We start from the raw sequence: 18,565 nt of genomic DNA, 5'->3' as shown, positions 1-18,565 counted from the left end.
CCACCATGAACACCCATGTCACGATCATCGGCGCCGGGCTCGGCGGTCTCACGCTGGCCCGCGTCCTGCACGTCAACGGCATCCCGTCCACGGTCTACGAGGCGGAGCCCTCACCCGCGGCCCGTGCACAGGGCGGGATGCTCGACATCCACGACTACAACGGCCAGCTCGCCATCAAGGCCGCGGACCTGGTCGACGAGTTCGACAGCCTCATCCTGGAAGGCCGCCAGGCCATGCGCATCCTTGACAGGGACGGCACCGTCCTGTTCGACAAGGGTGACGACGGCACCGGTGGACGGCCCGAAGTGCAACGCGGTGAACTGCGGCAGATGCTGCTGGACGCGCTTCCGGCCGACACCGTCCGGTGGGATCACAAGGTCACCAGCACACGCGCCTCCGGCGACGGCCAGTACGAGGTGGCCTTCGCCAACGGCACCACCATCGTCACGAACCTGCTCGTCGGCGCGGACGGCACCTGGTCCCGGGTACGGCCACTGCTGTCCACCGCCACACCCGAGTACGCCGGCACCTCGTTCATCGAGACCTACCTGTACGAGGCCGACACGCGGCACCCGGCCACCGCCCAGGCAGTCGGCGGTGGGTCCATGGGCGCGCCGATGCGGGGCAAGGGAATCCAGGCGCACCGTGAGCGCGGCGACACCCTGCACACGTACGTCATGCTCGCCGAGCCACTGGAGTGGTTCGCTGCCATCGACTTCAGCGACGCCGACGCGGCCGCCGCCCGGATCGCGCGGGAGTTCGACGGCTGGGCACCGGAACTGACCGCGTTGATCACCGACGGCGACACCGGGGTCATCCACCGCCCCCACTTCACGCTGCCCATCGGCCACCGGTGGGACCGGGTGCCCGGAGTGACGCTCGTCGGCGACGCCGCCCACGTCACCGCGCCCAATGGCGAAGGCGCCAACCTCGCCATGCTCGACGGCGCCGAACTCGGCCAGGCCATCGCCGCGCATCCCGACGACGTCGAAGCCGCCATCACCGAATACGAGCAGGCCATGTTCCCGCGCAGCACCCGGGAAGCGTTGGACGGCGCCGAGTACTACAAGATCATGCACAGCGAGGACCCGGCCAAGGATCTGATCGGCATGCTCAGCGCAGGCGGCTCGGCCTCCTGATCGGCCGACCCGGATCACCGCGGTGGCACCACGCCCCGGCCTCCGGCGCCGACACACACCAGCCAGGCCAGGACGCCGAGCAGCAGCCACTCGGCGGAGTAGCGAAAATTGCTCGGGAAGTCCCACAGGTTCGAGTACTTGTCCCACAGCGGCGGCGCGATCGTCGTGACCAACGCGCCGCTGAAGACCACGAAGCCGACGGTCAGCCGCAGCACCAGGTTCGGCACCCACGTCGACGTCGTCCGGCAACCCCGAGTCCACTCAGGACGCGTCGTGGAAGACCAGGCCGAGGGTGTGCCGGATGCCGGAGCGGACCACGCTCACGCCGTGCCGCACCGGCGAGGCCGACCAGCCGCGGACCGAGCGGACCGGACGATCCCTCGTAGTGAAGACCAACCCGTGTCCCTGCGGCAGAAGCGTTGCCATGCCACGGGATTGGGCGCGGGGCCGCTGTTCGACGAGCATGAACTCGCCGCCGGTGTGGTCCTCGCCCGGCACGTTCAGGCCGATCACCACCTGCAGCGGGAACACCAGGTCGCCGTACAGGTCGCGGTGCAGGGCGTTCCAGTCGCCCTTCTGGTAGCGCAACAGGATCGGCGTGGGCTTGGTCTGCCCGGCCCGGTGGCACATGTCGATCCACTCGGCCAACTCGTCCGGCCACGGCGCGGGCTGGCCGAGCTTCGCGGCCCAGTCGCGGGCGATCGGCAGCAGGTGCGGGTAGAAGGCCTCCCGCAGCCGCGCGACCAGTTTCGGGAAGGGGGACCTGAAGTACCGGTACTGACCGGCGCCGAAGCGGTAGCGCTCCATGTCTATTGTGGACCGGAACTGGGCGGCGTCGTCGTACAGCGCCGCGATCGACTGGCACTGGTCGGCGGTCAGGATCCGGGGAGTCAGCGCGCACCCGTAGGTGTTCACCTCATCGGTGAGCGCGGACCAGTCGGCTGTGGACACAGATCGCATGTCCCCAGCCTGACGCGATACCCGCCAGACCGCTGGCGGGTATCGGACAGCGCTGTCACACGACCTACACGACAGTCTGCGGTACCACGACAGTCCCCTGGGCACGGGTGACCGGGATCGGCGGGTCGAGCACGTCCGCCGCCGACGGTCCCCGGTCGGGGTTCGCCCGGCACACGACCCGCGCCTCGAACACGATCTCCCGTGACCGGTTGCCGATCCGCACGATCGTGCCGGTCGCCTCGATCACGTCACCGGCCTGGACCGGCGCGAGGAACTCGACGTTCGAGTAGCCCGCGAACAGGCCTTCGTCGCCGTCGGTCCAGATCATCATCTCCGTGGCCACGTCCCCGAACATGCCGAGGCCGTACGCGCCGTCCACCAGGCTGCCGCCGTAGTGGGCGTGCGAGTGCGGCACGTACCGCCGCTGGGTGACCGCGAATCCCTCGACCAACGCTCCGCTCAAACTCCCGCTCCTGTCTTCCGCCGCATCGCGTGCACCAAAAAGCTCGCCACTTCACCGGGAGTCGTACCACGGCCGAAAACGCGGTCGACGCCCAGTTCCCCCGCCATCAGCGGGTCGAACCGCGGGCCGCCCGCGATCAGCAGCGGCCGCCGCTCCCCCATCGCCTCGCGGAACGCCGCCGACATCTCCTGCGTGTTGAGGATGTGCGCGTCGCGCTGCGTGACCACCTGGGACACCAGGACCGCGTCGGCCTTCTCCGCACGGGACCGTTTCACCAGCTCCGGCACCGAGACCTGGGCGCCGAGGTTCACCACGCGCAGCTCGCGGTAGTACTCCAGGCCCTTCTCCCCCGCGAAGCCCTTGATGTTCAGGATCGCGTCGATGCCGACCGTGTGGGCGTCCGTGCCGATGCAGCCGCCGACCACGACCATCTTGCGGCGCAGGTTCCGTTTCACCGTCGAGTTCACCTCGGTCGGTGACAGCATCGGGTACTCCCGTTCCACCACACGGACCTCGGCCAGGTCCACGATGTGCTTGACCGAGCCGTAGACCACGAAGAACGTGAAGTCCGGGCCGATCGGCTTGGAGTGCACGACCATCGCCGGGTCCATGCCCATCTTGTTCGCCAGCTGCAGCGCGGCGCCGTCGGCGCGGGGGCCGTGGGGTACGGGCAACGTGAACGACGTCTGGATCATGCCGTCACCGGTCGTGTCCCCGTACGGCCGGACGTGGCGCTTTTCCTTCTCAGTCATTCTGGCCCTCCTCCAGCAGGTCCGTGGCCGGGTTGCGGTAACCGCCGGTTTTCTCGATCACGCCGTCGGCGCCCTTCCCGCCGGTCGGCGGGCGTTTCATCAGCCCGAACGTGCCGTCGGCGATCGCGTTGAGCAGCCCGTCGTCCACGATCCGCTCCAGCAGGTCGACCGCCTCGCCGAGGACCTGGTGCGCGCGTTTGACGATGAAGCCGTCCGGTGCGGGCCGGAAGTCCTCACGCAGGCTGCCTGCCGCGTTGAGCACGTACCGCACGTTGGCCAGCGCCAGGTCGCGGTCGGACAGGAACGGCGTGACCACGGCCTCGGTCATCATGCCGACGAGCAGGATCGACTGTCCGGTGAGGACACCGGCGAGGTTGAAGAACCCGTCCAGCAGGTGCCCGTTGAACACGTCGCCGGTCATGTGCTTGGTCGGCGGCATCCACTTCAGCGGCGCGTCCGGGAACAGCTCCCGCGCGAGCAACGCGTGCGCCAGCTCCAGCCGGAACGAGTCGGGGATGTCCGGGTTGATCTCGAACGCGTGTCCGAGGCCCAGCAGCGGGTCCGGCAACCCGGCCTCGTGGGCGAAGTGCTCGTTGAGCAGCTGGGAGACGGTGACGGTGTGTGCGGCGTCGACCGCGTCGGCCGTGGTGAGGTAGTTGTCCTCGCCGGTGTTGATGATGATCCCGGCGCGGGCGTGCACCTGGCGGGAGAACCGCTGGTCGACGAACGTGCGGATCGGGTTGATGTCGCGGAACAGGATGCCGTACATCGAGTCGTTGAGCATCATGTCCAGCCGCTGCAGCCCGCCGAGCACGGCGATCTCGGGCATGCACAGGCCGGAGGCGTAGTTGGTCAGCCGGATGTAGCGGCCGACCTCTTTGGACACGTCGTCCAGCGCGGCCCGCATGATCCGGAAGTTCTCCTGGGTGGCGTACGTGCCCGCGAACCCGTGGTGCGTCGCGCCTTCCGGCACGTAGTCCAAAAGGGACTGACCGGTCGAGCGGATCACGGCGATGATGTCGGCACCCGCCCGTGCGGCGTTGCCCGCCTGGATCACGTCCTCGTCGATGTCGCCGGTGGCGACGATCAGGTAGATCCACGGCCGCTGCGCCGGATCGCCGAACCGGGCGATCAGCTTGTCGCGCTGGGCCCGGTTGCGGTCGACAGTCCTGAGTCCCTTGCCGACGGCGGTACGAGCCAGCTTGTGGGCCCGATCGGCGTCCCTGCCGGTGGGGACCGTGTACTGGACCTGCCCGGCCGCGGTCGCCTCGGCGAGTTCGGTCAGCGACGTGAAGTCGTGTTCCCGCAAGGCGTGGAACGCGGGCAGGACGGAGCCGTGTTCCAGCCCGCAGTGGTCACGGATGGTGTCGACGACCCGGTTGACCCACGGGACGTCCCCGGCGCGGTGCGCGGTGTCCGCGCCGGTGATGCCCGCGAGCCGGAGCGTCGCGCGCTCGACCGCGACCGTAGTGTGCGCCTTGGCCAGCGCGATCACCGGTTCGCTCGCGCGCGCCGCGAGCTGCCGAGCCTTGGCCACGACGCTGGGGTCGAGGTTCAGCAGTTCAGCCATTCGGCTACCCCTTCTCGAAGATCGTCTTTCCGCTGAGGACCGTGCGCACGCACGTCGGCAGTTCGGTGCCCGGGTCCAGTGCGGGCAGCCCGGGCACACCCGAGCGAGGATCGGTGGACCAGCGCTGGACGCGGCTGTCGCTTCCGGCGACGACGAGGTCACCGGTTTCCCACACCGCGTACGTGGCCGGGGCGCCGGGCACGAGCATGCCTGTCACGCCGTCGTCCACGCCCGCCGCGCGCCACCCGCCACGGGTGTGCGCGGTGAACGCGGCCCGCGCGGACACGCCGGAGCCCGGTGTCCTGTGGTGGACGGCGGCTTGCACCGACCGCCACGGATCCACGGGCGTGACCGGGGCGTCCGACCCGAACGCCAGGACCACCCCGCTGCGCGCCAGCATCGAGAACGGGTTCAACGACGTGCCCCGCTCCCCCAGCCGCTGCGTGTACATCCCGTCCGGACCGCCCCACGCGGCGTCGAACATCGGCTGCATCGAGGCGATCACGCCCCATGACGCGAGCCGCTCGGCCTGCTCGGCGGTGACCATCTCGACGTGTTCGAGGCGGTGCCGGGCCGCCGCGAGCGCGTCCCGGCCGACGGTTTCCGCCGCTTTGGCGAAGCCGTCGACGACCGCGGCCACGGCCGCGTCGCCGATCACGTGGAATCCCGCTTGGAGTTCGGCGTTCGTGCAGTCGATCAGGTGCTCGGCGATCTGACCGGGTTCCAGGTAGCGGTGCCCGCTGGTGTCAGCGTCGGCATATGGCTGGTGCAGCGCGGCGGTGCGTGACCCGATGGCGCCGTCGACGAAGAAGTCACCGGCCAGGCCTCGCAGGCCCAGTTCCCGCGCCAGTTCGATCGCCCCGGCCTCGCCCCAGTAGCCCACCACGTCCGGCAGGTCGTCGGCGCGGCCCAGGGCCAGGACGTCGGTCAGGTCCTGTTTCCCGGAGATCTCCGGACCCGCGCACTCGTGCACGCTCGCCACGCCGCGCGACGCCGCGTGCCGCAGGAACGCCAGCGTGGCCGCACGGCGCTGCTGGTCCGACAGCTCCTGCAAGGCCACGCGCCGGACGCGGTGATGGGCGTCGCGGGACAACGGCCCGACCGGATCCCACCCTTGCGCGCCAACCGCGTCCGGCGCGTGGCCCACGGCCGCCGACGACACCAGTGCGGAGTGCACATCGATCCGCGACAAGTAGACGAGCCTCCCGCCCGCGGCCGCGTCGATCTCCGCTCGTGTCGGCGGCCTGCCTTCCGGCCAGGCTGTCTCGTCCCAGCCGTGGCCCCAGACCGTGTTTCCCTCCGCTGTCCTGACCGCTTCGAGCAGGTCCGCCGTCGTCGCGCAGCCGGTCAGGTCCAGGCCGGTCAGCAGCAGCCCGGCCGCGGTGGCGTGCACGTGCGGGTCGACGAACGCGGGCGCCACGAACGCGCCGTCGAGACGCACCACCTCGGCGTCCGGGTACAGGGCTTTCGCCGGGCCGTCCTGGCCGACCCACACCACGGTGCCGTCCTGCACCGCCATCGCGGTGGCGTCCGGCGCACCCGCGGCGTGGATCCGGCCGCCCAGCAACAACGTCGTCATGCCCCGGAAGTCTGCCGTTCGCGCGCTTCGAACAACTCGCGGACCCCTGGCTCGGCGCGCACCAGGTCGAGCGCGAACGCGGCGTGACCAGGCACGTACCCGTTGCCGATGATCATCTCCACGTCCGCGGCCAGCCCTTCGGCGCCAAGCGCGGCTGCGGCGAACGACGTGGCCATCGAGAAGAACACGATGGTCCCCCCGTCCGCGGTGGCCAGCACGGCGCCGTGCTCGCAGCCGGGCACGTCGACACACACGATCGTCACGTCCACCTGGTCGCCGACCCCCTCGGCGACGGCGACCGGGTCGCGGGCGTCCGCGATCACGACCTCGTCCGCGAGCCCGGCCGCTTCGACGGCCGCGGCTTCCTTCTCGGTGGGCACCAGGGCGACGACCTTGCTCGCGCCCGCCCGGCGCGCCGCTGCCAGCGACAGCGACCCCGACTTGCCTCCTCCGCCGATGACCAGCACCGACGGGCTGCCGTGCCGCCGGACCACGCGGTCGGTCAGCGCGGGCGCGCCGCACACGTCCATGACCGACAACGCCAGGCGGTCGGGCATGTCGTCCGGCAGAACCGCCGCGATCGACCGGCCGAACAGGATGGCCGTGCCCTCGCAGGGGACCTGCTCGCTCGTGCCGTCCCAGTTGGCCAGGCCGTCGGTGATGCGCAGCGGCGTCAGGGTCAGCGACACCAGGGTGGCGATCCGGTCGCCGCGCTTGAGCCCCAGCGGAGACTCAGGCCCGGCCTCGCGGACCGTGCCGAGCAGCATGCCGCCGGAGCCGGTGACCGGGTTGTGCATCTTGCCGCGGGTTTCGACGATCGCCAGCACGGCGGCGCGGACCGCGTCCCCATCGCCGTGCTGCTCCCGCAGTTGCCGGAAGGACGCGGCGTCCAGGTTCAGGCACTCGACGTCGACGACTACCTCGTCCAGGCGCGGTGTCGCGTCGGCATCCAGCCGATCCGCCTGCTGGGGAAGCACGCCGACAGGCTCGACCACCCGATGCAGTCCGTACACCGACATGCACGCCTCCGAAAGATTTACGTTGTACTGTCGTTCTGACAGTATATCTTTACGCGACGTTGACAGCGAGGAGGAGATATGACTGCAACTGTCGGTGGGGACCCCACCGTCGCCGCAGCGATCCAGGCCAACGCCGAGCAGCCGTACTCCTACACCCGGCACGAGCTCGTCGAACCGGACTGGCGTCGATTCCCCGGCTGGCGAGACGTCACCGACGCGCAGTGGCGCGACGCCCAGTGGCAGCGGGTGCATTGCCTGCGCAACGTCAAGCAGCTGCGGGCCCTGATGGGGGATCTGCTCGAGGAGCGGTTCTACGACGACCTGACGGCTGACCAGCAGCACCTGGCGACGATGTCGATGCTGCTGCCGCCGCAGATGCTCAACACGATGGCCACGGACGCGGGCGACGACCCCGCGAAGTTCACCGAGGCGTTCTACGCGGACCCGATCCGCCGCTACATGCTGCCAGTCCGCAGTGACCGCGACCCGGTGTGGCCGAACCACCCGTACTCGTCACGGGACTCGCTGCACGAGGCGGAGATGTGGGTCGTCGAAGGCCTGACGCATCGTTACCCCACGAAGGTGCTGGCCGAACTGCTGTCGACCTGCCCGCAGTACTGCGGGCACTGCACCCGGATGGACCTGGTCGGCAACTCCACCTCGCAGGTGGACAAGCACAAGCTGACGCTCAAGCCGGTCGACCGGCAGGACGAGATGATCGCGTACCTGCGCAAGACCCCGGGTGTGCGCGACGTCGTGGTGTCCGGCGGTGACGTGGCCAACGTGCCGTGGCACCAGCTGGAATCGTTCCTGATGCGCCTGTTGGACATCGACACCGTGCGCGACATCCGGCTGGCCACCAAGGCACTGGCCGGGCTGCCGCAGCACTGGCTGCAGCCGAAGGTCGTCGAAGGGCTTGAGCGGGTGGCGCGGACCGCGCACCGCCGTGGCGTGAACCTGGCCATCCACACGCACGTCAACCACGTGCAGTCGGTGACGCCGCTGGTGGCCGAGGCTGCGCGGACCGCGCTGGACGTCGGCGTGCGCGACGTCCGCAACCAGGGCGTGCTGATGCGGGGCGTGAACGCGACCCCGGCCGACCTGTTGGATCTTTGCTTTGCCCTGCAAGGGGAAGCCAACATCCTGCCGTACTACTTCTACATGTGCGACATGATCCCCAACGCCGAGCACTGGCGGGTCGCGGTGTGGGAGGCCCAGGAGTTGCAGCACGCGATCATGGGCTACCTGCCCGGCTACGCCACGCCACGCATCGTGTGCGACGTGCCGTACGTCGGCAAGCGCTGGGTGCACCAGTTGCACGAGTACGACCGGGAACGCGGAATCTCCTACTGGACGAAGAACTACCGCACCGGAATCGAACTCCAGGACCCGGACGCCCTTTCCAGGCAGTACCCGTATTACGACCCGATCGGCTCGTTGCCGGACGCCGGTCGGGAATGGTGGTCCCAGCAGGCCTGAACGGCCACCGCCCATGTTGACGGTGACCGTTCAAGCTGACCCGGATTACGGGCCGGTGTAAAGCAGGCGGTTCGGCGAACCGGTGCCCGGGGTCTTCACGAGTCCGGGCGTCGCTTTCGCCACCAGCGCCTGGGACACCTGCGCGGGTGTCGCGCCGGTGTTCGTGGACAGGTAGAGCGCCGCGGCACCGGCCGCGTGCGGCGCGGCGAACGACGTGCCGTTGCCGGTGTAGTTCGCGGTGTCATTGGTGTTCCAGGCCGAGGTGATGCCGGAACCCGGGGCGAACAGGTCGAGCGCGGCACCGTAGTTGGAGTAGCCGGCACGGGTGTCGGTCTTGTCGGTGGCGCCGACGGTGACCGCCTCACGCACACGGGCCGGGGAGAACGAGTCCGCGTTGGTGTTGGAATTGCCCGCGGCCACGACCCAGGTCACGCCGGACGCGACGGACTTGCGCACGGCGTCGTCCAGCGCGCCGGACGTGCCACCGCCGAGGCTGGCGTTGGCCACCGCGGGCTTCTTGGCGTTCTGGGTGATCCAGTTGACGCCCGCGATGACACCGGCGGTGGTGCCACCGCCGTCGTTGCCCAGGACGCGCACCGGGTAGATCGACGCGCCCTTGGCCACGCCGTACTGCGAACCCGCGATCGTGCCCGCCACGTGCGTGCCGTGGCCGTAGCCGTCGTCGGCGTTCGTGTCGTTGTCGATGAAGTCGTAGCCCTGCTTGACCCGTCCGCCGAAGTCCTTGTGCGTCGCCCGGACACCGGTGTCGATCACGTACACGTTCACGTTCGACGCCGTGTTCGCGTACGTGTAGGACTTGTCGAGCGGCAGTTTCCGCTGGTCAACGCGGTCCAGACCCCATGACGGCGGGTTGGTCCGGGTCGCGGTGACCCGGACAGCGCGGTCCTGCTCGACGTACGCCACCGACGGGTCGGCGGCCAGCCGCTTGGCCTGGCCTTCGCTGGCGTGCACGGCGAACCCGTTGATCGCCGGGAAGGTGAAGCCGAGCCGGCCGCCGAACCTCCCTGCAAGGCCGGCGGCCGGCGTGGTGGCGCCCGGCTTGAGCACCACGATGTAGCTGTCGCGGATCGCGCCGTCCGCGCCAGCTCCGACGACATTTCCTTCCGCCGCCTGCGCCGGACTGGCGATGACCGCGAACGCGGCAATACCGGCGACGCCAATCCCTAATACTGTGCGCACGATTCTTTCTCCCTCGCTGATGACCCCTCGGGTTGGGCCCCACCACGAAGTTATGTGCGCTTCCGAAGCGATTCCAGGCCGTCCCATTTACAGACGACCGCGTTTTTCACACTATTTTACGTGTTAATCGCCGGTTACCTCTTCGACGAAGTCGACGAGCACTTTCCACACGTCCTCGCGGTCGATCTCGTTGAGGATGTTGTGCAGGTCGTCCGGGAAGACCACCGCGCGGGCATTCGGCAGCAGCCGTGCCGCCTCCCGCGCGCCGACGGCGGGCGCCATGTCGTCCTTCTCGCCGTGCAGCAGCAACACCGGCACGTCGAGCACTGCCGACTCGATCACCGCCGACAACCGGGCAGCGCCGATCCCCAGCGCCTGCAACGTCTCCAGGCGAATACCGCCCTGCCAGGTCAGCGGGTCCTCGCGCAGCTGTTGCGCGTAGGCCTCGTTGCGGCTCATCTCGCCGGGGTCCTTGCGCAGGTCCATCGGGTCGATGCCGGACGCCAGCAGCTCCACCAGCGCGCTGTCCGCGCCGGGCACGTGCACCAGCGACGACCCGGCCAGTACCAGTCCGGTCGGCGCGTGATGTGCGGGCAGCAGTCGTTCGGCGGTCAGCAGGGTGGCCACGGCGGAGCCCAGCGAGTGGCCGCTGAGCACCACCGGCAGGCCAGGGTGTGCGGCTTTCGCCAGGCCCAGCAGGGTTTCCGCGTCGTCGAGCAGGTGGTCGACGTTGTCGATCAGCACTCGGACGCCGTCGCTGCGGCCGTGGCCGAGCTGGTCGTGCGCCCAGACCGCGATCCCGGCCTCGTTGAGCGCGGCGGCGAACGGTTCGTAGAGGCCGATGTGCTCGCCCAGGCCGTGGTAGTGCACCAGCAGCGCACTCGGCTCGTCCGGCACCCAGGTCCGGTAGTGGATCGTGCCGGTGCTTCCCGCGAACTCAGGCATGCAGCCCCCGATTCAGATCAGCGATCAGGTCGTCGACGCCTTCCAATCCTATGGACAGCCGCACGAGTCCGGGCGTCACGCCGCTGGCGAGTTGTTGCGCCGGGGTGAGCTGGGCGTGCGTGGTGGAGGCGGGGTGGATGACGAGGCTGCGGACGTCCCCGATGTTGGCCAGGTGGCTGAACAGCTCGACGCTGCCCACGAACTTCCTGCCCGCGGCCACTCCCCCGGTCAGCTCGAAGGCGAGGACCGCGCCGACACCGTCGGGCAGGTACTGTTTCGCGGCCTCGTGCCAGCGGTTGCCCGGCAGGCCCGCGTAGTGCACCTGCTCGACGGCGTCGTGCTCCCGCAGGTGGTGCGCGATCGCCGAGGCGTTGGCGACGTGCCGTCGCATCCGCAGCGACAACGTCTCGATCCCCTGCAGCAGCAGGAAACTGTTGAACGGCGACACGGCGGGCCCGAGGTCGCGGACCAGTTTGGTCCGCAGCCGCAGCAGGTAGCCGAGCTCGCCGAACTCCGCGCCGAACACCAGGCCGTTGTAGCTGGGATCCGGCTGGGTCAGCTGCGGCCAGCGCCCGGCGTCGGCGGTGAAGTCGAACCGACCACTGTCGACGATCACACCGCCGATGCCGGATCCGTGGCCGGACAGGAACTTCGTGGTGGAGTGCACGACTATGTCGGCACCGTGGTCGATCGGCCGGGTCAGGTAAGGGGTCGGCACGGTGTTGTCCACGATGAACGGCACGCCCGCGGCGTGCGCGATCTCGGCGACGGCGGTGACGTCCAGGACGTTGCCGAGCGGGTTGCCGACGGTTTCGGCGTAGAACGCCTTGGTGTTGGGCCGCACCGCCGCGCGCCACTGGTCGAGGTCGTCCGGGTCGGTGATGAAGTCGACCTCGATGCCCATGTCCTGCAACGTGTACGCGAACAGGTTGTACGTTCCGCCGTAAAGGGTGGCGGCGGACACGACGTGGTCGCCCGCTCGTGCGATGTTGAGGATCGCCAGCGCGGACGCGGCCTGGCCGCTGGCGACCGCGACGGCCGCGACGCCGTTCTCCAGGTCCGCCAGCCGTGCCTCCACGACGGCGGTCGTCGGGTTGGACAGGCGGCTGTAGGCGTGGGTTTCCAGGTCCCGCAGCGCGAACGCCGCCGCCGCGTGGTTGGCGTCGTCGAAGACGAACGACGTCGTCTGGTAGATGGGTGTCGCGCGGGCACCGGTCGTGCGGTCGGGCTTGGCACCGGCGTGGATCTGGCGTGTTTCGAAAGACCAGCGGGTCATGCGGTGACGTCCGCCCACCAGCGCTCGGCCACCTTCGGGTGTGACCGCAGCCAGCCGACCAGGGCGTTCGCGCCGAACTCGGCGTGCAACGGGTTGTCCTTCTCGTCGCTGACACCCCGCGCCTGACCGGCGAGCTCCGCGGGCAGCGTCAGCGGCTCGACGACCGCGTCCAGGCGCGGGCCGAGGAAGAATGGGATGGAGAACCGTTCGACACCGGCGGGCGGGCTGATCACCCGGTGGCGGGTGGCGGTGAGGTAGCCCTGGGTGGCGATCTCCAGCATCTCGCCGATGTTGAACACGAAGCTGCCGGGGATCGGGGTGGCGTCGATCCAACCGCCGTCCTGGGCCTGGACCTGCAGGCCGCCGATGTCGTCCTGCTGCAGCAGGGCGAGATAGCCGTAGTCCTTGTGCGCGCCGACGCCCTGTTCGCTGTCGTCGCGGCCGGGATAGCGGACGATCTTGACGTGCGTGGACGCTTCCTCGTCGAACCAGGCGTCGAAGTAGCTCTCGTCCTGACCCAGCGCCACGGCCAGCGCCCGCAGCACCTCACGGCTGACCCGAAGGGCCTCGTCCTGCCAGGCCAGGACGGTGTCCCGCAGCTCAGGCAAGGCTTCGGGCCACTGGTTGGGGCCGATCAGCCGCTGCCACGCCGGGGCACCGCCGGTCACGGGCAGCGCGGCGCGCTCCGGGCCGATGTCGATCTGCTCGCGCCAGTCCTGCTTGCCGCCGGTGTACTCGTAGCCGGTGCGGGTGTAGCCGCGGAACTGGGGTGAGTTGATGTTCTCGATGGCCAGCCGGTGCTCGAGCGGCAACGCGAAGAACCTCTTGGCGACCTGCTGGATGCCGGTGGTCAGCGCGTCGGGCACACCGTGCCCGACGACGTAGAAGAAGCCGACCTCGTGGGCGGCGTACCTCAGCTCGGCGAGGAACGCGGCCCGGTCGGCCCCGGGATCGCGGAACCGGGACAAGTCGATCAACGGCAGCGGCGTACTGGTCACCCCTGCAGCCTATTGGCCCAGCGCAACCGCAGTCCCAATCTCTGGACCTGCGCTCCGGAACGGCGCACAGGGCTGATGCGCGCGTGACCGATCTCCGCCCGCGTCGCGGTGGTGTCCGGGAACACGCCGGACACCACCGACCGGCCGGAGGATCGCTGCGGGGAGCCGGCGACGACGGGCCGGCGGAACGGAAAGGGGCAGGAATTGTGGCACGAGCCCGATGGAGCACGGTACTGGCGGCGACCCTGCTGGCCATGGGAGGCGTCACCGGCGCCGGAGTGCCGGCCGCGGCCACGCAGTCGGGGTCCGGCGGCCGTGGTGACTTGTTCCAGACGCAGACGAGGCTGATCGCCGCGGCGGACCTGATCAAAGGCGCGGGCGGCGACGGCTACGCGGGCATCGCGCTGTCGCCGCAGAGCCGGGAGTTGACGCTGTACTGGAAGGGCACCCTGTCCGCCGGAGTCGCTCGCGCGGTGGATCAAGCCCGGCGGGAGGTCGGCGTCCGGGTGCTGCCGGCGGCGAACTCGGAGCGGGAGCTGCTCGCCGTCGCCGAGCGGTTGGCCGCCGAGCCCGGCGTCACCAGCGTCGGCCCGAAGGTCGACGGCAGCGGCGTGACTCTCGGGTACGCGGGCGACGCGGCGATCGCTCAAGCCCGCCCGGCGATCCGTGACGTCGGCGTGGCCGTCGAGGTCCGGCGCGGCGAGTACGCCCGCATGACCTCCCAACGCATCCCGCCGGTGTCCTGCGTGCCTGTGGTGGGGTACAGCCGGCAGAACGACGCGTGCCCGTACGGCGGCGGGGCGACGTTCACCTTCGCGGCCGGAGGTGGCACCGGCCGGTGCACCACCGGCTGGCCGGTCAAGTGGACCAGCCCGTTCACAGGCAACGTGTCGGAGTGGTTGCTCACCGCCGGGCACTGCGGCAGCGACGGGCTGGTGGTCAACACCGGTGGCGGTCGCCGGATCGGCACGGTCGAGCACGACGACGACAACCGTGACACCATGCTGATCCGGTCCGACGCGATGTCGGCGATGTACGTCGGCAAGTGGAACTCCTCGGTGTTCAAGCCGGTCCGGATGCCGATCGGCAACTACGTCAACACGCTGGTGTGCACCTCAGGCGCGATGAGCGGCCAGAACTGCGACCTGCGGATCGACGCGGTGAACGTGCGGATCAACGTCCAGGACAACGGGACGATCCGCAGCGTGTTCCCGATGGTCAGCGCCTGGAGCGACAAGCAGACGACGGCGGTGGCCCAAGGCGACAGCGGCGGACCGGTCGCGGCGCAGGACTCCTACAGCCCGGTCACCGGCGGCGGCATCGTGTACGTGTACGCCGCCGGAACGATCACAGCGGGCAACAGCCCAGTCCCCTGCCCGCCGGGCAGCGTCGCACAGTCCAACACCACCTGTTTCAAGCACGTGTTCTACGCGCCGCTGCAGGAGTCGCTGGCCCGCTACAACGTGACCGTCATGACGTAGCGACGTGGATGGGGAGGGGAAAGGTAGCGGATCGTCATCCGCTCCGAGGGTCCGGTGACCGCGCACCGGGCCCTCGGTCTCGCACCCGGTCCAGCTTGGTCCGGACTTTTCCGGCGTCCGGGTGGTCGAGGTCGATGATGATGTCCAGGGCCTGCCGCCAAGCTGTCTCCGCGGCGTCGGCATCACCCGCGGCGTCGTACGTGTCGCCGAGGTGGTGCAGCGTGTCCGCCTCGTAGTAGCGGTCGCCCAGTGACCGGTACAGCGCAAGGGCCTGCTGGTACCGGGCGACCGCCTCGTCGTGTCTGCCGAGGCTGTGCTCGACGAAGCCGATGCTGTCCAACGAGCCTGCCTCGCCGTCGCTGTCGCCCAGCGACCGGAACAGCTCCAGCGCCTGACCGCAGTGGTTCAGCGCCTCCTCGTGCTCGCCGAGTTTGGCCTGGCACCACCCGAGCGCATTGAGCGTGCGGGCCTGCCAGGAGACGTCGGCGGTGGTCTGGAACAGCTCAAGCGCCTGCCGCGCGTGCACGGCGCACCCGGCGTAGTCCTCTTGACGCTCGCACACCCAGGCCAGCGCGAGGTGTGTGCGGGCCTGCCCGGCGACATCGCCGAGGGCGTGCCAGTGCGCCAGCGCCCGCTGGTGATTGGCCCGTGCCTCGGAGAACTCACGCAACAGCGTGCAGGCGCGCCCGAGTTGGCGGTGGGCGACGGCCTGCGCGGCGACGTCGCCGAGCCGTACCGCGGCCGCGACGGCGGTCCGCTGGGTGTCCAGGTAGTCCGGCCAATGTCCTTGGCGGTAGAGGAAAGTAGCCACCGCCAGCGGCAACTGCCATGCGTGGGTGTCGAATCCGTCCACGGCGGCGCGCTCGATCGCGGCCAGCAGAACGGCCCGCCGCGCGGTGAACCAGTCCATTGCCTGCTGGTGATCGGTGACCCGGTGAACCGTGGTGCCCGGCGACGGCGTCTGGAGCGTCATCGGTTCCAGCGACGGGTCCAGGAAACCGGCGGCCGCGACACCGGTGTGCAGGTAGCCGTCCAGCACGCGGTGCAGCGCCGCACGCCGATCCGTTGCGCTGTCGTGGATCCGCGCCTGCTCACGGGCATAGGCGCGCAGCAGGTCGTGCAGCCGGTACCGGCCGGGAAGGTGTTCGCCGAGCAGGTGCGCCCGGGTGAGCTCGGCGAGCAGGTGCTGGGCGGTGGCCACCGGCATGCCAGTGAGCGACGCGGCGGCGACCGGATCGGTGTCCGGGCCAGGATGCTCGCCCAGCAACCGGAACAGCCGGGCGGCGCCCGCCCCGAGCGTGCGGTAGGACCAGGAGAACACGGCCCGCACATCGGTGGTCGCGTCGCCACCGACGAACGCGTCCAGCCCGCCGTGCGCGTCGCCCAGTTCACCGGCCAGCACGGACAGCGCGAACCGCGGATGGGTTGCCGCCCTGGCCGCGACGATCGCCATCGCCAGCGGCAGCCGGGCGCACCGGTCGATGATCTGGTCGGCGGCCTCGGGTTCGGCGCGTACCCGGTCGCCACCGATCCTTCCGGCCAGCAGCTGCCGGGCCTCCACGACGGACATCGGGCTCAGTGTGAGCGGGTCGGCGTTCTCAGCGGCGACGAGGCTGGCGAGCTGGTTGCGACTGGTCACGACAACCACACAACCGGGCGCGCCGGGCAGCAGTGGCCGCACCTGCTCGGCGTCGCGGGCGTTGTCCAGCACGATCAGCACGCGCCGGTCGGCGAGCAGGCTGCGGTAGAGCCCGACCTGCGTGTTCGGGTCGGATGGAACCCGTTGTGGCGCAACGCCGAGACTGTCGAGGAAGCCGCGTACCGCCTCGGCCGGGTGCACCATCGGTCCGGTTGGGTCGAAGCCGCGCAGGTTCACGTACAGCTGCCCGTCGGGAAACCGGTCGCGCACCTGATGCGCCCAATGCAGCGCCAGCGCGGTCTTTCCCACGCCTGCGGCACCACCGATGACCACGATCGGCACGGTGCCGTCCGGCGACGGTTCACCCGTGGGCAGTGTGGCGGTCAACCGGTCAAGCTCAGCGGCCCGGCCCGCGAAGTGCCGCACCGCGGCAGGCAACTGCCGCGGCACCGGCGCCGGGACACCGTCAGTGCCGGAGCCGGTGGCCTGGGTGCCCCTGCGGTGGATCTCGGCGCGAACGGCCAGCACGAGCCGGTCCTCGCTGCGGCCGGCGTCGACGGCCCGCAGCATCCGCCAGTGCAGTTCGTCCCACCGAGCCGCGTGCACCAAGCTGTCCGCCAGCGGTGCGCCGATCTCCTTGGCGTGCGCGGCGCATGCGGCCAGGTAGCCGACGACGAACTCCCATTCCGGTAACGACTTGGCATTGAGCTTGTCGCTGATGGTCGAGCGAGCCAACGGGCGTCCGGCGGCGGCGGACAGTTCCACCAACCGGTTCAGCGACGGGGTTCCGGCCTGTTGCCGCAACTGGATGAGTTCGGCCACGAACCGAACCAGCGCCTGTCGTCCCGCACCGGTCACCGCCGCACACCCCCTCGCGCCCGGCACCGGACCACGCCGGATCCCCGGCGAAGTTTACCGCCGCGACAGCCGCCCGGCCCTGCCCGAACGGCCGGCCGCCAGTGCGGGAACTGCTTCCCGACAGCCCCGCACCGATCGACCGCGTCAGTCCGCGTGCGCCCATGCCTTCTTCAGCGCGACCTTGCCGCCGGTCTGCAGCAGCGAGCCCGCGTAGAGGCGACTGGCCAGCAGTACGATCGCGACGACTGTCCCGGCGAGCAAACCCAGTGACACCAATGCTTCCCACGCCTGCGCGTCGCCGGTGAACAACCGCACCGGCATCGCGACGGCCGAGGAGAACGGGATGTACGACAGGACGGTCATCGCGGACGTGTTGTCCGAGGCGAACACCACGCCGAAGTACGGGCCCATCACCAGCAGCATCACCGGTCCCATGCTGGCGCCCAGGTCCTCCTGGCGGCTGACCAGCGCGCCCGCCACCGCCCACAGCGAGGCGACCAGGACGAACCCGACGCACAGGAACGGCACGTACCAGCCGAGCGCGGGCGCCACCATGTCCAGCAACGCCGAATGCCCGCCCAGTTTCAACGCGATCGGCGCGGCCACCGCGAGCACGAGCAACTGGCCGACGGTCAGGATCCAGTGACCGAAGATCTTGCCAGCCAGCAACGCCCGCACCGGCACCGTGGCGACGAGGATCTCCACGATCCTGGTCTGCTTCTCGGTCACCGTGGACTGCGCGATCGCCGCGCCGCCCATCCCGAAGATCAGGAAGATCACCGCGAACAGCTGGATCACCAGGATCCGCACGCCCTTGCCCACCGTCGCGGGCGCGAGGAGATCGACCGGGGGCGCGGTCGTCAGCGCGGCGAGAACCCCGGTCGGCGGGTCGTCCAGCGCGATCACGCGTGGTCCGGGCACCACGGCCGCGTCCACCTCTTCCGAACGCACGAGCTGCTCCGCCGTCGCGACATCCGGCACGTCACGGATGTCCAGCTCGGCGCCGGTCAGCAGCTGGCGGGCCTCGGGACCGACCGCGGCGACGCTGGCGTTCGAGCCGCCGATCAGCGTCGGCAGCAGGGCCGCCGCGAACACGCCGACCAGGAGCACCGCGATGGTGATCCAGAACCCCTTCAGCCGGACGAACGTCTTGATCTCGCGTTCGGCGACCAGTTTCGTCGCGGGCCAGAATCCGGTGGCAGCCACG

At 70.0% G+C, this 18,565-nt stretch carries 16 protein-coding genes; 3 read left to right on the top strand and 13 right to left on the bottom strand.

Features of this window, described 5'->3' with window-relative positions; translation table 11 throughout:
- Window positions 1-5: 5 nt before the first annotated feature.
- Window positions 6-1,139, top strand: coding sequence for an FAD-dependent oxidoreductase (locus ALI144C_RS23325; protein ID WP_076989273.1), 1,134 nt, complete (start codon window positions 6-8; stop codon window positions 1,137-1,139).
- A 14-nt stretch (window positions 1,140-1,153) separates the two neighbouring features.
- Here the strand turns inward: ALI144C_RS23325 and ALI144C_RS23320 are convergent, their stop codons facing one another.
- From ALI144C_RS23320 to ALI144C_RS23290, 7 genes are all read right to left on the bottom strand, one after another.
- Window positions 1,154-1,366, bottom strand: coding sequence for a hypothetical protein (locus ALI144C_RS23320; RefSeq protein WP_076989272.1), 213 nt, complete (start codon window positions 1,364-1,366; stop codon window positions 1,154-1,156).
- 34 nt (window positions 1,367-1,400) lie between these two features.
- A complete protein-coding gene (locus tag ALI144C_RS23315) occupies window positions 1,401-2,099 on the bottom strand; it encodes a 2OG-Fe(II) oxygenase (protein WP_076989271.1) in 699 nt (232 codons plus the stop codon).
- A gap of 64 nt (window positions 2,100-2,163) precedes the next feature.
- Window positions 2,164-2,562 (bottom strand): hotdog domain-containing protein, encoded by a 399-nt coding sequence (locus ALI144C_RS23310; RefSeq protein ID WP_076989270.1) that lies wholly within the window; start codon window positions 2,560-2,562, stop codon window positions 2,164-2,166.
- Complete coding sequence (locus tag ALI144C_RS23305) at window positions 2,559-3,314, bottom strand: OAM dimerization domain-containing protein (protein WP_076989269.1); 756 nt, start codon at window positions 3,312-3,314, stop codon at window positions 2,559-2,561. The genes ALI144C_RS23310 and ALI144C_RS23305 overlap by 4 nt, the downstream gene beginning before the upstream one ends.
- Window positions 3,307-4,884: a lysine 5,6-aminomutase subunit alpha gene (locus ALI144C_RS23300; RefSeq protein ID WP_076989268.1), complete on the bottom strand. Its 1,578-nt coding sequence runs from the start codon at window positions 4,882-4,884 to the stop codon at window positions 3,307-3,309. The genes ALI144C_RS23305 and ALI144C_RS23300 overlap by 8 nt, the downstream gene beginning before the upstream one ends.
- Window positions 4,885-4,888: 4 nt before the next feature.
- On the bottom strand, window positions 4,889-6,463 hold the full coding sequence (locus ALI144C_RS23295) for an amidohydrolase (protein ID WP_076989267.1): 1,575 nt from the start codon (window positions 6,461-6,463) through the stop codon (window positions 4,889-4,891).
- Window positions 6,460-7,482, bottom strand: a complete 1,023-nt coding sequence (locus tag ALI144C_RS23290) for an L-erythro-3,5-diaminohexanoate dehydrogenase (protein WP_076989266.1) — start codon at window positions 7,480-7,482, stop codon at window positions 6,460-6,462. Before ALI144C_RS23290 ends, ALI144C_RS23295 begins: the two co-directional genes overlap by 4 nt.
- Before the next feature lie 78 nt (window positions 7,483-7,560).
- Between ALI144C_RS23290 and ALI144C_RS23285 the strand changes: the two genes are divergently transcribed.
- Window positions 7,561-8,961, top strand: a complete 1,401-nt coding sequence (locus tag ALI144C_RS23285; protein ID WP_076989265.1) for a KamA family radical SAM protein — start codon at window positions 7,561-7,563, stop codon at window positions 8,959-8,961.
- A gap of 45 nt (window positions 8,962-9,006) precedes the next feature.
- Here ALI144C_RS23285 and ALI144C_RS23280 read toward each other — a convergent pair whose 3' ends face one another.
- From ALI144C_RS23280 to ALI144C_RS23265, 4 genes are all read right to left on the bottom strand, one after another.
- Window positions 9,007-10,161: a S8 family peptidase gene (locus ALI144C_RS23280; protein WP_237774276.1), complete on the bottom strand. Its 1,155-nt coding sequence runs from the start codon at window positions 10,159-10,161 to the stop codon at window positions 9,007-9,009.
- A 123-nt stretch (window positions 10,162-10,284) separates the two neighbouring features.
- Window positions 10,285-11,106, bottom strand: coding sequence for an alpha/beta fold hydrolase (locus tag ALI144C_RS23275; RefSeq protein ID WP_076989264.1), 822 nt, complete (start codon window positions 11,104-11,106; stop codon window positions 10,285-10,287).
- Entirely contained in the window at window positions 11,099-12,382 is a 1,284-nt protein-coding gene (locus ALI144C_RS23270) for a bifunctional o-acetylhomoserine/o-acetylserine sulfhydrylase (protein WP_076989263.1), read from the bottom strand. Before ALI144C_RS23270 ends, ALI144C_RS23275 begins: the two co-directional genes overlap by 8 nt.
- The gene (locus tag ALI144C_RS23265; protein WP_076989262.1) at window positions 12,379-13,380 is read right to left on the bottom strand and encodes an isopenicillin N synthase family dioxygenase; all 1,002 of its coding nucleotides are present in this window, start codon (window positions 13,378-13,380) and stop codon (window positions 12,379-12,381) included. The genes ALI144C_RS23270 and ALI144C_RS23265 overlap by 4 nt, the downstream gene beginning before the upstream one ends.
- A 206-nt stretch (window positions 13,381-13,586) precedes the next feature.
- Here ALI144C_RS23265 and ALI144C_RS23260 point away from each other — a divergent pair, with 206 nt between their 5' ends.
- On the top strand, window positions 13,587-14,861 hold the full coding sequence (locus ALI144C_RS23260; RefSeq protein WP_076989261.1) for a trypsin-like serine protease: 1,275 nt from the start codon (window positions 13,587-13,589) through the stop codon (window positions 14,859-14,861).
- A gap of 34 nt (window positions 14,862-14,895) precedes the next feature.
- Here the strand turns inward: ALI144C_RS23260 and ALI144C_RS23255 are convergent, their stop codons facing one another.
- Together ALI144C_RS23255 and ALI144C_RS23250 are read right to left on the bottom strand one after the other, a co-directional pair.
- Window positions 14,896-17,358: an ATP-binding protein gene (locus tag ALI144C_RS23255; RefSeq protein ID WP_076989260.1), complete on the bottom strand. Its 2,463-nt coding sequence runs from the start codon at window positions 17,356-17,358 to the stop codon at window positions 14,896-14,898.
- Window positions 17,359-17,502: 144 nt separating this feature from the next.
- Window positions 17,503-18,564 (bottom strand): ABC transporter permease, encoded by a 1,062-nt coding sequence (locus tag ALI144C_RS23250; protein WP_076989259.1) that lies wholly within the window; start codon window positions 18,562-18,564, stop codon window positions 17,503-17,505.
- Window position 18,565 lies beyond the last annotated feature (1 nt).

It is taken from the genome of Actinosynnema sp. ALI-1.44, from assembly GCF_001984155.1.
GTDB lineage: Bacteria > Actinomycetota > Actinomycetes > Mycobacteriales > Pseudonocardiaceae > Kibdelosporangium.
Note: the sequence above shows the minus strand (reverse complement) of the source record. Positions and strands in the feature narration are given on the sequence as shown.